Source organism: Pseudomonas sp. NFPP12 (genome assembly GCF_900103205.1).
GTDB classification, from domain to species: Bacteria; Pseudomonadota; Gammaproteobacteria; order Pseudomonadales; family Pseudomonadaceae; genus Aquipseudomonas; species Aquipseudomonas protegens.
In genome coordinates, this window is the sequence record NZ_FMWW01000005.1 from 667,205 (window position 1) to 680,436 (window position 13,232).

The 13,232-nt window shown below is 58.7% G+C and carries 14 protein-coding genes; all 14 read right to left on the reverse strand.

The features are described 5' to 3' along the window. Positions 1 to 12: 12 nt before the first annotated feature. Positions 13 to 270, reverse strand: a complete 258-nt coding sequence (gene atpE, locus BLS75_RS24230) for a F0F1 ATP synthase subunit C (protein ID WP_002555987.1) — start codon at positions 268 to 270, stop codon at positions 13 to 15. Between the two features lie 132 nt (positions 271 to 402). Further along, positions 403 to 1,275: a F0F1 ATP synthase subunit A gene (gene atpB, locus BLS75_RS24235; protein ID WP_011064386.1), complete on the reverse strand. Its 873-nt coding sequence runs from the start codon at positions 1,273 to 1,275 to the stop codon at positions 403 to 405. 16 nt (positions 1,276 to 1,291) lie between these two features. Beyond that, the gene (locus tag BLS75_RS24240) at positions 1,292 to 1,699 is read right to left on the reverse strand and encodes a F0F1 ATP synthase subunit I (protein ID WP_015637573.1); all 408 of its coding nucleotides are present in this window, start codon (positions 1,697 to 1,699) and stop codon (positions 1,292 to 1,294) included. A 148-nt stretch (positions 1,700 to 1,847) separates the two neighbouring features. Further along, positions 1,848 to 2,720, reverse strand: coding sequence for a ParB/RepB/Spo0J family partition protein (locus tag BLS75_RS24245; RefSeq protein WP_011064387.1), 873 nt, complete (start codon positions 2,718 to 2,720; stop codon positions 1,848 to 1,850). Positions 2,721 to 2,729: 9 nt separating this feature from the next. After that, on the reverse strand, positions 2,730 to 3,527 hold the full coding sequence (locus BLS75_RS24250; RefSeq protein ID WP_011064388.1) for a ParA family protein: 798 nt from the start codon (positions 3,525 to 3,527) through the stop codon (positions 2,730 to 2,732). Positions 3,528 to 3,545: 18 nt separating this feature from the next. Then, positions 3,546 to 4,181 (reverse strand): 16S rRNA (guanine(527)-N(7))-methyltransferase RsmG, encoded by a 636-nt coding sequence (gene rsmG, locus BLS75_RS24255; RefSeq protein ID WP_015637574.1) that lies wholly within the window; start codon positions 4,179 to 4,181, stop codon positions 3,546 to 3,548. A gap of 5 nt (positions 4,182 to 4,186) precedes the next feature. Beyond that, complete coding sequence (gene mnmG / locus BLS75_RS24260) at positions 4,187 to 6,079, reverse strand: tRNA uridine-5-carboxymethylaminomethyl(34) synthesis enzyme MnmG (protein WP_011064390.1); 1,893 nt, start codon at positions 6,077 to 6,079, stop codon at positions 4,187 to 4,189. A gap of 546 nt (positions 6,080 to 6,625) precedes the next feature. Beyond that, positions 6,626 to 7,447, reverse strand: a complete 822-nt coding sequence (locus BLS75_RS24265; RefSeq protein ID WP_015637576.1) for a phytanoyl-CoA dioxygenase family protein — start codon at positions 7,445 to 7,447, stop codon at positions 6,626 to 6,628. 3 nt (positions 7,448 to 7,450) lie between these two features. Beyond that, positions 7,451 to 8,863 carry an amino acid permease gene (locus BLS75_RS24270; RefSeq protein ID WP_072451922.1) on the reverse strand — a complete coding sequence of 471 codons (1,413 nt, stop codon included), beginning with the start codon at positions 8,861 to 8,863 and terminating at the stop codon, positions 7,451 to 7,453. A gap of 311 nt (positions 8,864 to 9,174) precedes the next feature. Continuing rightward, positions 9,175 to 10,545 carry a tRNA uridine-5-carboxymethylaminomethyl(34) synthesis GTPase MnmE gene (gene mnmE, locus BLS75_RS24275; protein WP_041120513.1) on the reverse strand — a complete coding sequence of 457 codons (1,371 nt, stop codon included), beginning with the start codon at positions 10,543 to 10,545 and terminating at the stop codon, positions 9,175 to 9,177. 79 nt (positions 10,546 to 10,624) lie between these two features. Beyond that, a complete protein-coding gene (yidC, locus tag BLS75_RS24280) occupies positions 10,625 to 12,325 on the reverse strand; it encodes a membrane protein insertase YidC (RefSeq protein WP_011064394.1) in 1,701 nt (566 codons plus the stop codon). Positions 12,326 to 12,327: 2 nt separating this feature from the next. Further along, positions 12,328 to 12,573 (reverse strand): membrane protein insertion efficiency factor YidD, encoded by a 246-nt coding sequence (gene yidD / locus BLS75_RS24285; RefSeq protein ID WP_003213574.1) that lies wholly within the window; start codon positions 12,571 to 12,573, stop codon positions 12,328 to 12,330. Continuing rightward, positions 12,566 to 12,967: a ribonuclease P protein component gene (gene rnpA / locus BLS75_RS24290; RefSeq protein ID WP_026020269.1), complete on the reverse strand. Its 402-nt coding sequence runs from the start codon at positions 12,965 to 12,967 to the stop codon at positions 12,566 to 12,568. Before rnpA ends, yidD begins: the two co-directional genes overlap by 8 nt. Positions 12,968 to 12,983: 16 nt before the next feature. After that, a complete protein-coding gene (gene rpmH, locus BLS75_RS24295) occupies positions 12,984 to 13,118 on the reverse strand; it encodes a 50S ribosomal protein L34 (protein ID WP_003213577.1) in 135 nt (44 codons plus the stop codon). Positions 13,119 to 13,232 lie beyond the last annotated feature (114 nt).

The window sequence follows — 13,232 nt, forward strand, 5'->3', positions numbered from 1 at the left end:
AGAATCGAGTGATTAGCCAGCGAGTTGACCAACGAAGGGGTTTGCGAAGGTGAAGAACAGAGCGATACCAACACCGATCATGGTTACGGCGTCGAGCAGACCGGCAACGATGAACATTTTAACTTGCAGCATTGGAACCATTTCTGGCTGACGCGCTGCGCCTTCCAGGAACTTGCCGCCCAGCAGGCCGAAACCAATTGCGGTACCCAGTGCGCCCAGGCCGATCAACAGTGCAACAGCGATAGCGGTTAGACCAACTACAGTTTCCATCTTTCCTCCCGACTTTTACGTCGTATGGTTTAGGTTTTTTAGATTAAAGCGGTAAAACAAATCGTTTCATTGACCCGAGACGGGCCCCCTCTCGCCGCAACGAGAGGGACATCAGACTAGTCGAGACTGGTCTTAATGGTTCTCTTCGTGCGCCATCGACAGGTAGACGATGGTCAGCATCATGAAGATAAAGGCCTGCAGGGTGATGATCAGGATGTGGAACACAGCCCACGCCCATTGCAGAACCACACCCATGCCGCTGAGCCACAGCAGGCCGCTGCCGAACATCACAGCGATCAGGATGAACACCAGTTCGCCGGCATACATGTTGCCGAACAGACGCAGTGCCAACGAGATCGGCTTGGCAACCAGGGTCACGAATTCAAGCAGGAAGTTCACCGGAATCAGCAGCGCCTGAACCAGGATGTTCTTGCTGCCGAACGGGTGCAGGGTCAGTTCGCCGATGAAGCCGCCGATGCCCTTGACCTTGATGCTGTAGAAAATGATCAGCGCAAACACCGACAGGGCCATGCCCAGGGTGGCGTTCGGGTCAGTGGTGGATACGGCACGGAACGGAATGTGCTGGTCGCCGGAGATCAACATGGCCAGTTGTGGAATCCAGTCCACCGGTACCAGGTCGATGGCGTTCATCAGGAACACCCAGACGAAAATGGTCAGTGCCAACGGTGCGATCACCGGGCTGCGGCCGTGGAAACTGTCCTTCACGCTGCCATCGACGAAGCCAACCATGACCTCAACGAAGTTCTGCAAAGCGCCCGGCACGCCGGAAGTCGCCTTCTTGGCCGCCATGCGGAACAGAAGAATGAAGATCACACCCAGTGCGACAGACCAGCCGAGGGTATCGACGTGGAATGCCCAGAAGCCCATTTCCTTGGCTTCTGCTGCGGAGTGGGCAAAGCCCCAGCTCCCATTGGGTAGCTGACCGAAGGTCAGGTTCTGCAAGTGGTGCTGGATATAGCCCGAAGCGGTTGTTTCTGCTGACATGGTTGCCTCAAACGCCCTAAGGTCTCGAAAGTCTTGTTCTCATTAGCAGGGGAGCGAACCAGCTGACCAGTTGGGTCAGCACGAAGACGCCGAATACAGCCAGCGGCGCCAATGGCTTCACACCTGCAAACGTCAGTGCAAACAGCACCGCCGTCAAAATCAGTTTGCCCGCCTCACCGGCATAAAAAGACCGGACGATGGCTTGGGCCGCTCGGGCGCCGGAAAACCGAAATGCCCTGTGAGCGAAATACACATTGGGTAGCAAGGCTATCAGTCCTCCGCAAAGGCCTGAGTATCCGGCTACGACTCCACGCCATTGCCAGAGCGCCAGAGCGGCTATCAGTAAAATGATCAACTGAGCCAGTAAAACCGGAAAAACCGCCAAGCGATGAAACGGCAAGCGGTTTGGCGTGCGGGTTTCCATCGCTCTTGCTCCTCAAGGGTCGGCTGCCAGAATTCATTAACTTGGCATAATTTGTGCCGACAAAATGCGCGCAGAGTATAGGGGCGGTTCAGCCCCTATTCAACTGCCGGGTAGTGATTTCCGACTGCGCGCTACATAAGGAAATGTTTCAGCGGATGTGAGCGAGGACGCCTTGCAGCTCATCCAGGGAGTTGTAGCCGATCACCAACTGACCTTTACCCTTCTTGCCGTGGCGAATCTGCACCGCAGAGCCCAGGCGCTCGGCCAGACGCTGCTCGAGACGGGCGATATCCGGGTCTGGCTTGACCGGTTCAGCAGGTTCCTGTTTGCCGCTCAGCCACTGGCGAACCAGGGCCTCGGTCTGGCGCACGGTGAGGCCTCGTGCGACAACGTGTCGCGCCCCTTCAACCTGTTGATTTTCCGGCAATCCGAGCAATGCACGGGCATGACCCATTTCCAGGTCGCCGTGGGACAGCATGGTCTTGATCACCTCAGGCAGGGCGATCAGGCGCAGCAGGTTGGCCACGCTGACGCGGGACTTGCCCACGGCTTCGGCGACCTGTTGCTGAGTCAGCTGGAATTCCTGCTGCAGGCGCTGCAGGGCCACCGCCTCCTCGATGGGGTTGAGATCTTCACGCTGGATGTTCTCGATCAGAGCCATGGCGATAGCGGTTTCATCCGGCACATCGCGGACCATCGCCGGGATGGTTTCCTGGCCGGCCTGCTGGCTGGCGCGCCAGCGGCGCTCGCCGGCAATGATCTCGAAACGACCACCACCGATGGGCCGGACCACGATCGGCTGCATCACGCCCTGGCTCTTGATCGAATTCGCCAGTTCTTCCAGCGCTTGCGGGTCCATGTCCCGACGCGGCTGGTACTTGCCACGCTGGATCAGGTCCAGGGGCAGGTGTTGCAGCTCACGCTGGTCGGCCTGCACCGCTTGTTCTTCCAGTGCGCTGACAGTCGGACCACTCAACAGTGCATCCAGTCCACGTCCGAGACCTCTTTTCTTGACGGCCATGGGGATTCCTTAAGTTGGCTGGGCGGCTGCGACGCGCGATTGTTTACGTTGCCGGCGAACCATCTCGCCCGCCAGGGCCAGGTAGGCCAGCGCGCCACGGGATTGTTTGTCGTACGCCAACGCCGGCATACCGTAGCTCGGCGCTTCGGCCAAACGGATGTTGCGCGGAATCACGGTGTCATACAGCTGATCGCCGAAGTGTTCCTTGAGCTGCGCGGAAACATCGTTCATCAGGCTCAGGCGCGGGTCGAACATGGTGCGCAGCAAGCCTTCGATCTTCAGCTCCGGGTTGAGCAGTTCGGCGATGCGCTTGATGTTATCCACAAGGTCGCTCAAACCTTCCAGCGCGTAGTACTCGCACTGCATGGGGATAATGACCCCATCGGCGGCGACCAGGGCGTTGAGGGTGAGCATCGACAGCGACGGCGGGCAGTCGATCAGGATGTAGTCGTAGTTTTCACGGATTGGCGCCAGGGCGCTGCGCAGACGGCTTTCCTTCATCTGCATTTCCAGCAGCACCACCTCCGCGGCCGTCAGGTCGCGGTTGGCCGGCAGCAACTGGTAACCGCCGTGCTCGGAGAAATGCATGGCCTGGGCCAGGTCGCACTCACCGATCAGCAGGTCATAGACCGAGTTTTCCAAACCGTGTTTATCCACACCGCTACCCATGGTGGCGTTGCCCTGTGGATCAAGATCGATCAACAGCACCCGGCGCTTGGTCGCTACCAGGGATGCTGCGAGGTTGATGCAGGTGGTGGTCTTGCCCACGCCACCTTTCTGGTTCGCTATCGCGAATACCTTAGCCATTCTTGCTTGTGTTCCCAATCATGCCGTGCGGCGCAGTATCAGCAGATGGCGTTGGCCTTGGCAACCGGGTACGGCCAAGGCGTGTTCGCTATCGAGGTGGAAGTCTGCCGGCAATGCTAACAGCTCATCCGAGGGATGGACGCCCTTCATTGCCAGCCAGCGTGTATCGCGGTCGCCCAGGTGGCGGGTCCAGCTGGTGAAGTTCTCCATGCTGCTGAACGCCCGGGAAATGATCCCGTTGAAAGGCTGCTCAGGGGTGAAGGCTTCGACCCGACTGTGGATAACTTGCAGGTTTTCGAGCTTGAGTTCGAGTTTGACCTGGGTCAGGAAGCGGGTTTTCTTGCCGTTGCTGTCCAGACAGGTGACTTGCGACTCGGGAAACAGGATCGCCAGCGGGATGCCGGGCATGCCGCCACCGCTGCCGACGTCCAGCCAGCGGCCGTTTTCGATGAACGACATCACGCTCAGGCTATCGAGCAGATGGCGGGAGACCATTTCATCGGGATCGCGCACCGCAGTGAGGTTGTAGGCCTTGTTCCACTTGATCAACAGGGCCAGGTAACCCAGCAGCAATTGGTGCTGGGTCGGGCTCAGCTCGACGCCGAGCTGGCGAGCGCCTGTGGATAACTCATCCGCGTGTTGTGGGGTGACCATAGAACTCAAGCGCTTTGCTCCAACTGACGGCCCGCGCCGCGTTTTTTCAAGTGAATCATCAACAGGGAGATCGCTGCCGGGGTCACACCGGGAATCCGCGAGGCCTGGCCCAGGGTTTCCGGGCGGGTCGCGCCGAGCTTGCTCTGGATTTCCTTCGACAGGCCGGAAATACCGCTGTAATCGATATCCACAGGCAATTTGGTGTCTTCACTGGCGCGCAGGCGAGCAATTTCGTCCTGCTGGCGATCGATGTAGCCGGCGTACTTGGTCTTGATCTCGACCTGTTCGGCGACCTGCGGATCTTCAGCGCCCTGCCCGGTCACTTCGACCAGACCAGCGTAGTCGATTTCCGGACGGCTCAGCAGGTTCAGCAGGTTGTATTCGTGGGTCAGCGGCGTGCCGAATTTTTGTGCAATGGCATCACCCTGCTCGGTACCCGGACGAACCCAGGTGGACTTCAAACGTTGTTCTTCCTGGGCAATGCCTTCGCGTTTCTTGCAGAAAGCGGCCCAGCGCACGTCATCCACCAGCCCCAGTTCGCGACCTTTTTCGGTCAGACGCAGGTCGGCGTTGTCTTCACGCAGGATCAAGCGGTATTCCGCCCGGGACGTGAACATCCGGTACGGTTCCTGGGTGCCCAGGGTAATCAGGTCATCCACCAGTACCCCGATATAGGCCTCGTCGCGACGCGGGCACCAGCTGTCTTTGCCCTGAGCACGCAGTGCCGCGTTGGCCCCGGCCAGCAAACCTTGGGCACCGGCTTCTTCATAGCCGGTGGTGCCATTGATCTGGCCTGCGAAGAACAGGCCACCGATGACTTTGGTTTCCAGGCTGTACTTCAAGTCCCGCGGGTCGAAGTAGTCGTACTCGATGGCATAGCCCGGGCGCACGATATGGGCGTTTTCCATGCCGCGAATCGACTGCACGATCTGCAGTTGCACGTCGAATGGCAGGGAGGTGGATATCCCGTTCGGGTACAGCTCGTGGGTAGTCAGGCCTTCGGGCTCGATGAAGACCTGGTGGCTTTCCTTGTCGGCAAAGCGATGGATCTTGTCTTCGATCGACGGGCAGTAACGCGGGCCAATGCCTTCGATCACCCCGGAATACATCGGCGAACGGTCGAGGTTCGAAGCAATGATTTCGTGGGTGCGGGCGTTGGTGTGGGTAATCCAGCAACTGACTTGCGGTGGATGCTGCTCTTTCGACCCCAGGAACGACATCACGGGAATCGGGGTATCGCCGGGTTGCTCGGTCATTACCGAGAAATCCACAGAACGGCCATCAATACGCGGCGGTGTGCCGGTTTTCAGGCGGCCGACACGCAGAGGCAGTTCCCGAAGTCGTTGCGCCAGGGCAATCGAGGGCGGATCACCAGCACGACCGCCGGAGTAGTTCTGCATACCGATGTGGATAAGTCCGCCGAGGAAGGTACCGGTGGTCAACACCACGGATTCGGCGAAGAAACGCAGGCCCATCTGGGTCACAACACCACGGACCTGATCCTGTTCAACGATCAGGTCGTCAGCTGCCTGTTGAAATATCCACAGGTTGGGCTGGTTTTCCAGAATCTCGCGAACAGCTGCCTTATACAGAATGCGGTCGGCCTGGGCGCGGGTAGCGCGCACGGCTGGGCCTTTGCGGCTGTTCAACACGCGAAACTGGATGCCGCCCTTATCTGTAGCCATGGCCATCGCGCCGCCCAGGGCATCGATTTCCTTGACCAGGTGGCTCTTGCCAATGCCGCCGATCGCGGGATTGCAGCTCATGGCACCGAGGGTTTCCACGTTATGCGTCAGCAACAGGGTTTTTGCCCCCATGCGTGCTGATGCAAGTGCTGCCTCGGTACCGGCATGACCGCCGCCGATGACGATCACTTCAAAACGGGAAGGGAAATCCACCACGCACCTCGTGCCTGCTTCAAGTAGGAGTAATTAGGAGTAGTTGTCGGGTTGGTTTTTGGACCAAGGCGGCAAGTATAGGGACTTCGACCTTTCTAAAGAACCCTTTGCACAAAATTTAACCAGCTGTGGATGACTGGCGGACAATAGAAATTAAAAGAGAGAGATTTATTAAAACCTTGTTTTTATGTTTATTCTTATACAGCACCCTATCTGTGGATAGATCTCTGTATCCCTTTATTTACAATGTGTACAGAGATTTTAAAGTCTGTGGTTAGGTGGCAATGAGGCCCTTGGATAACCGGTTTAAGCCTGTGGATGAATGGGGTGGTTATCCACAGAGGTGGTTTTCCTCAGTTTTGGAGCCCGGTTATCAACTGAGCTGAAGGGCAGTTATTCACAGGGCTTAATCCACAGAAAAACCTGCTTTCCGCTGATAGACGCCCACAGCTCTCCCCCTTCGCCCAGGGCAAAGAACGAAAATGGAAGCTGGATAAGGCGAAAAGACAGGCCGCGAGCGCGACCTGCCGGTGGATAAATGACCGTTCAGGCCAGGTCGCGAGGCCACAAGCGTGGAAACAGCTCATGCTCCAGAGCGGCGCCGGCGGCCAACTGTTCGACCAGGCCGGGGAACTCCGGTGAGGTTCGCCATGGTCTCGGGGCATGGCGCATGTCTTCTCCGAGAAAACGCAGGGAAAACGCCCGCCGCCGTCTATTTCCTCCTACACCGCCGGCCCCATGCAGGGTCAGCATGTGGAAAAACACTGCGTCGCCGGGCTGCAGTTCCCAGCCCAGAATGTTCCATGCTGAACGATCGGCCTCGATGTCCGGAAGATCAGCCAGGCTGCCCTCGGGGAACCACCTGGCCTGGTTGTCGAGAAAGGTTCGCGGCATCAGCCAGGGCCCCAGGTGCGAGCCGGCAATGAACTCCAGGGTCGATTCCCGGGCCACCGGGTCCACCGGCATCCACATGCTGCAGTTCTGCCGGCCTTCGACGTTGTAGTACGGCTGGTCCTGGTGCCAGGGCGTGCGTTGCCGGGTATTGGGTTCCTTGACCAGCAGGTGGTCGTGATACAGGCGAGCCTGGTCGCTGCCCATCAGTTGCGCAGCCACATGGCCAACCCGGCTCTGGAAGATGAACTGCCGATAGGCCGGGTTCTCTTGCCAGTTGCAGAAGTCCTCGAAGAACCAGCCAGGGTCGTCCGGACGGCTGGCGACCTTGGCCCGTTCGCTGGGAAACGCCAGGTTGTGCTCGATCCCCCGCTCCAGCAGGCCGACTTCATCGCTGCTGAACAGTTGGCGAATGCACACAGCGCCATCGCGCTGAAAGGCTTCAATGGTTGTAGGTGGCAACTCGAACGATCCCATGGGTTATCCCTTTTCCTGAGTTCCGATACCGGGCTCGGCGGCGGCCGAGCCGGTGGTATCCGGTTTGATCCATATCCAATAGGCCAGCGACAGCAGCACCAACCAGGCCAGCCCCACATACAGAGCCAGGCGCGTATCGGCAAATGCGCCCAGCACACCGAAGATGAACAACATGAAAACCACGGCACAGGCCTGACCCGCAGTGCCCAGGGGCACCGGGAACTTCAGTTCGTGGATTTCCCTGGCACTCATGCCACGACGCATGGCCATTTGTGATAGCAGGATCATCAGCCAGACCCAGACCACGGAAAAGGTCACCAGTGAGGCAAAGATCAGGAACAGTTCCTGCGGGATCCAGTAGTTGAGCAGCACCCCCAGCAGCAACGCCACCGACATGACCAACACCGTCATCCAGGGCACGCCGAAGCGGGAGGTCCTGGCGAACACTGCCGGCGCCTGCCCGATCGCCGCCATGCCATACATCATTCGCCCGGCACTGAAGATATCGCTGTTGATGGCCGAGACCACGGCGGAAATCACTACGATATTCAGCACCGTGGCCGCCGAACTGATCCCCAGGCTGCTGAAGATCTGCACGAACGGGCTGCCATGGCTACCGATGCTCGACCAGGGCGCCAGGGTCAACAGAATCAGCAAGGTCAGTACGTAGAAGATCAGGATCCGCAGCGGTACCGAGTTGATGGCCTTGGGGATCATGCGCTGCGGGTCCTTGGCCTCGCCGGCGGTGATGCCGATGACTTCGATTCCACCAAAGGCGAACATGACGATGGTGAAGGAGGCGATCATGCCCTCCACGCCATTAGGGAAAAAGCCGCCGTATTCCCAGAGATTGGCCAGTCCTCCCCGGCTTTGTTCCTCCCCAAGCTGGATGCCGAAGAACAGCAGGGTAAAGCCGCCGACGATCATGGCCACAATGGCGCCAACCTTGAGCAGCGACAGCCAGAACTCCAGCTCGCCGAACACCTTTACGCTGCACAGGTTCAAGGTGCCAATGCCCAGGACAATGCTCAGCACCCAGATCCAGCGGGGAGTATCGGGAAACCACAGGCCCATGTAGACGCCAAATGCGGTGACGTCAGCCAGGCACACCATGAGCATGGAAAAGGCGTAGCTCCAGCCGGTGAGAAACCCCGCAAAACGTCCCAGATAACTGCTGGCGTAATGTCCGAAAGAGCCTGAAACAGGAGTCCTGACTGCCATCTCTCCCAGGGCGCGCATGGTCAGGTAGATGGCTGCGCCGCCAATCAGATAGGCCAGCAGGACCGAAGGCCCCGCCCGTTGAATGGCGGCCGCCGAACCGTAGAACAAGCCTGTGCCGATGGCAGAGCCCAGGGCGATGAAGCGGATGTGCCGGGTGCTCAGGCCACGCTGTAGAACAGTGCCCGCGTCAGCCATTTCAGCTCCTTGAATGCAGGTTCATGAAGACCAGCCGGCTTCCAACCGTCGGCCCAGGCGACGCATGCCGGGGGATTTCCCGAGATGTATAAACCTGTACAAAAAAGGGATGCAAATAGGGAACCAAGTCGGCGTTTACGCGAACTTCTGCGATATGACGGCTATCGGCTGATTAACTGGGGGATAAAGCGGTGATTTTCAGGCAGGCGATGTTACTCAATGTCGCAGCGGGCTGGGATGGGGGATAAAGGTAACGCCCGCAGATGGTATCCCAGAGGGAGTTGTCCACAGGCGCTTGCTCGGAAGGATGATTACTTGCCGATGCAGAAGCTGGAGAAGATCCGCCCCAGCAGGTCATCGGAACTGAAGGCCCCGGTGATTTCCCCCAGCGATTGCTGGGCCTGGCGCAAGTCCTCGGCCAGCAGTTCGCCGGCACCTGCCAGGGTCAACTGTGCCCGGCCATGTTCCAGGGCGGCACTGGCGTAGCGCAATGCCTCCAAGTGCCGGCGGCGCGCACTGAAGCTGCTTTCGGATGTCTGTTCATAGCCCATGCAGGCTTTCAGGTGGTCCCGCAGCAGTTCCAGCCCGCTGCCCGCGGCCATGGCACTGAGGCTGATGGTGACATGGCCATCGTCACAGGTTTCCAGGGCAATGGGTTCACCGGTCAGATCGGCCTTGTTGCGAATCAGCGTGACCTTGGCCGGGTCTGGCCGCTGTTCGAGAAACTCCGGCCACAGGGCAAAGGGGTCCGCTGCTTCCGCCGCGGTGGCGTCCACCACCAGCAACACCCGGTCGGCCTCGCTGATGGCCTTGAGGGCCCGTTCGACACCGATCTTTTCCACCTGGTCCTCGGTGTCCCGCAACCCTGCGGTGTCCACCACGTGCAACGGCATGCCGTCGATGTGGATATGTTCGCGCAGGATGTCCCGAGTGGTGCCGGCGATATCGGTGACGATGGCAGCCTCGCGCCCGGCCAGGGCGTTGAGCAGGCTGGATTTGCCGGCATTTGGGCGCCCGGCGATCACCACGGTCATGCCATCGCGCAGCAAGGCGCCCTGCCCGGCTTCACGCAGTACTGTGGATAACTCGTCACGCACTGCATCGAGCATGCTCAACACATGGCCATCGGCAAGGAAGTCGATTTCTTCCTCGGGAAAATCGATCGCCGCTTCGACATAGATCCGCAGGGCGATCAGTTGCTCGGTCAAGTTATGCACACGTTGGGAGAACGCCCCTTGCAACGAACGCAGGGCATTGCGCGCAGCCTGTGCCGAACTGGCCTCGATCAGGTCGGCAATGGCTTCGGCCTGGGCCAGGTCCAGTTTGTCGTTGAGGAACGCACGTTCGCTGAATTCCCCCGGCCGAGCCAGGCGGCAGCCCAGTTCCAGGCAGCGCTGCAGCAGCATGTCGAGAACAATCGGGCCGCCGTGGCCCTGCAGTTCCAGCACGTCTTCGCCGGTGAAGGAGTTCGGCCCGGGGAAATACAGGGCAATGCCCTCATCCAGGACTTCTTCTTGCTCACTGAGAAACGGCCCGTAATGGGCAAACCGCGGCTTCAGCTCACGACCGCTGATGGCTTTGGCTGCCGCGCCCGCCAGGGGCCCGGAAATCCGTACGATACCCACGCCGCCGCGGCCCTGGGCGGTAGCAATGGCAGCGATGGTTTCACGAGGGACATTCATAACCCGACATCCAGACAAAAGTGACAGATAGCAAAACGCCCCACTAGGGGGCGTCTTGTGTGGTTATCCACAGCGTAGGTCAGGCAGCTGCTTTCTTGGTAGCCGCTTCGATCTTACGAGTGATGTACCACTGTTGAGCGATCGACAGGCAGTTGTTCACTACCCAGTACAGCACCAGACCCGCCGGGAACCACAGGAAGAAGAAGGTGAAGATGATCGGCATCATTTTCATCACCTTGGCCTGCATCGGATCCGGAGGCGTCGGGTTCAGCTGCTGCTGGATGAACATGGTGGCGCCCATGATGATCGGCAGGATGAAGAACGGATCCTTGATCGACAGGTCGGTAATCCACAGCATGAACGGTGCCTGGCGCATTTCCACACTTTCCAGGAGTACCCAGTACAGGGACAGGAAGACCGGCATCTGCACCAGGATCGGCAAGCAGCCGCCCAGCGGATTGATCTTCTCTTTCTTGTACAGCTCCATCATCGCCTGGGACATTTTCTGACGATCGTCGCCGAATTTTTCCTTCAGCGCGGCCAGTTTCGGAGCCACTGCACGCATGCGTGCCATGGACTTGTAGCTGGCAGCCGACAGTGGGAAGAAGATCCCCTTGATCAGCATGGTCAGGAAGATGATCGACCAGCCCCAGTTACCCACCAGGCTGTGGATATGTTGCAGCAGCCAGAAGATCGGCTGGGCAATGAACCACAGGAAGCCGTAGTCCACGGTCAGTTCCAGGCCTGGGGACAACTCTTTCAGCACGGCCTGGCTTTTCGGGCCGGCATACAGAATGGCACTGGTTTCAGCCTTGGCACCCGGAGCAACGGTCATCGAAGGGCCGGTGTAGCCGATGATGTAGTTGCCTTTGCTGTCTTTACGCGCCAGAACCTGGTTGTTCTCGCCTTTTGGCGGAATCCAGGCGGTTACGAAGTAGTGCTGCAGCCAGGCAACCCAACCACCCTGAACATTTTCAGTGATGGGTGCCTTGGATTTGTCCTCGTTCACCTTGTCCATGTCTTTCATGGACACTTTTTTGTACGGCTCGGAACTTGTCCACAGGGCGGCGCCCAGGTAAGTCGCGGTGCCGGTGGCGGTGCTGGAGGATGGATCGGAACTGGCGTCGCGCTTGAGCTGGGCGAACATCGCACCGGTCCAGGGCTGCGCGCTTTCGTTGTCGATCAGGTAGGAAACGGTGATGTCATACAGGCCACGCTTCAGGGTGAAGCGCTTGATGTAGTTGACGCCGTCCTTGCTGAACTTAAGGTCGACCACCAATTGGTCCTGACCGTCAGCCAGTTGATAACTTTTCTTCTCGGCCGAGTAGATCGGGCGACCGGCCGGGCTTGCGTCCGGGCCGTTGCTGCCAATCAGGCCACTTTGTGCCAGATAAGTCCGCTCGTTGCCGTTATCGAACAGCTGGAACGGGATTTCCGGGTGGTCCTGACGACGTGGATACAGTGGCAAACGCAGTTGCGCGATATCCCCACCTTGTGGATCGACAGCCAGGTCGAGCACATCCGTTTTGATCTGAATGAGATCTTTGCTTGCCGCTACAGGCGCTTCAGCGGGTGCGGTGGTGTCGCTTGCCGCGCGCGGAATGTCGTCGTTGGCAGCGGAAGTGCCTGTTGGCGCATCCGGCAAGCCCGGGGCGGTCGTGCTGGAAGCAACATTCTGAGTCGGCAGGGCAGCTTGGCCATAATCCTGGTTCCATTTAAGAACCATGACATAGGACACGATTGCCAGGGCGACGATCAGGATCGTGCGTTTGATATCCATGATTACTCGGCCATCGAAGAAGAACGGGAGGTAGGGATAGGTGGAACCGGGTCATAACCACCGGGATTCCACGGATGACAGCGACCTAAACGACGAAAGGTCAGCCAGCCACCGCGCAGAAGGCCATGATTTTCGATGGCTTCCAACGCGTAGCAGGAACAACTGGGGTAGAAACGACAGTGATTGGCCATCAGAGGACTAATGGCATAGCGGTAAAACTGGATCGGAACGAGTGCCAGTTTACGCATCGGGACTGTCTACCCCTACAGTTTCGGAGTTGGCTGCTGGTACCGGCTTGTTGCGTGCCAGGCGTTTCCAGAGTTTGCCGAAATGCTGAATCAATTCGGGGTTTTCTACATCGCCCAAACCTTTGCGCGCGACGATAACGATATCCCATCCGACCAGTGAATCCTGGTGGAGACGAAACGATTCGCGCATCAGACGCTTGAGGCGATTGCGCTCAACGGAGAGTTTTACGCTCTTTTTCCCGATCACGAGCCCCAGACGGGGATGATCAAGATCGTTGTTGCGCGCAAGGAGCAGGAGATTTTTCCCCGGAACCTTGCCGGTAGGGGAGTCAAAGACCGCCTTGAAGTGCCGGGGAGTAAGCAGACGCTTTTCCCGACTGAAGTCCTGACTCACCTCCAGTGCCGGATTATCAAACTGCCAGACGCGCACGACCTTTGGCGCGACGACGCGACAGGACGGCACGACCGTTCTTGGTAGCCATGCGAGCACGGAAACCGTGGGTACGAGCGCGTTTGATAGTGCTTGGTTGGAAAGTACGTTTCATGTCGTGTTACCTGGTTCGTCCACAACGGGCCGGAATGGCCCCCGTTTTAAGAGATCGGCGATTCTAGAGAAAGCAAGCCTCTAGGTCAATTTCCAACCAGCTTTTCCTTTATCT

What these genes read in the sequence shown, in the direction of transcription:
- atpE (WP_002555987.1), bottom strand. Translation starts at nt 270, where the DNA reads ATGGAAACTGTAGTTGGTCTAACCGCTATCGCTGTTGCACTGTTGATC.
- atpB (WP_011064386.1), bottom strand. Translation starts at nt 1,275, where the DNA reads ATGTCAGCAGAAACAACCGCTTCGGGCTATATCCAGCACCACTTGCAG.
- BLS75_RS24240 (WP_015637573.1), bottom strand. Translation starts at nt 1,699, where the DNA reads ATGGAAACCCGCACGCCAAACCGCTTGCCGTTTCATCGCTTGGCGGTT.
- BLS75_RS24245 (WP_011064387.1), bottom strand. Translation starts at nt 2,720, where the DNA reads ATGGCCGTCAAGAAAAGAGGTCTCGGACGTGGACTGGATGCACTGTTG.
- BLS75_RS24250 (WP_011064388.1), bottom strand. Translation starts at nt 3,527, where the DNA reads ATGGCTAAGGTATTCGCGATAGCGAACCAGAAAGGTGGCGTGGGCAAG.
- rsmG (WP_015637574.1), bottom strand. Translation starts at nt 4,181, where the DNA reads ATGGTCACCCCACAACACGCGGATGAGTTATCCACAGGCGCTCGCCAG.
- BLS75_RS24265 (WP_015637576.1), bottom strand. Translation starts at nt 7,447, where the DNA reads ATGGGATCGTTCGAGTTGCCACCTACAACCATTGAAGCCTTTCAGCGC.
- BLS75_RS24270 (WP_072451922.1), bottom strand. Translation starts at nt 8,863, where the DNA reads ATGGCTGACGCGGGCACTGTTCTACAGCGTGGCCTGAGCACCCGGCAC.
- mnmE (WP_041120513.1), bottom strand. Translation starts at nt 10,545, where the DNA reads ATGAATGTCCCTCGTGAAACCATCGCTGCCATTGCTACCGCCCAGGGC.
- yidC (WP_011064394.1), bottom strand. Translation starts at nt 12,325, where the DNA reads ATGGATATCAAACGCACGATCCTGATCGTCGCCCTGGCAATCGTGTCC.
- yidD (WP_003213574.1), bottom strand. Translation starts at nt 12,573, where the DNA reads ATGCGTAAACTGGCACTCGTTCCGATCCAGTTTTACCGCTATGCCATT.
- rpmH (WP_003213577.1), bottom strand. Translation starts at nt 13,118, where the DNA reads ATGAAACGTACTTTCCAACCAAGCACTATCAAACGCGCTCGTACCCAC.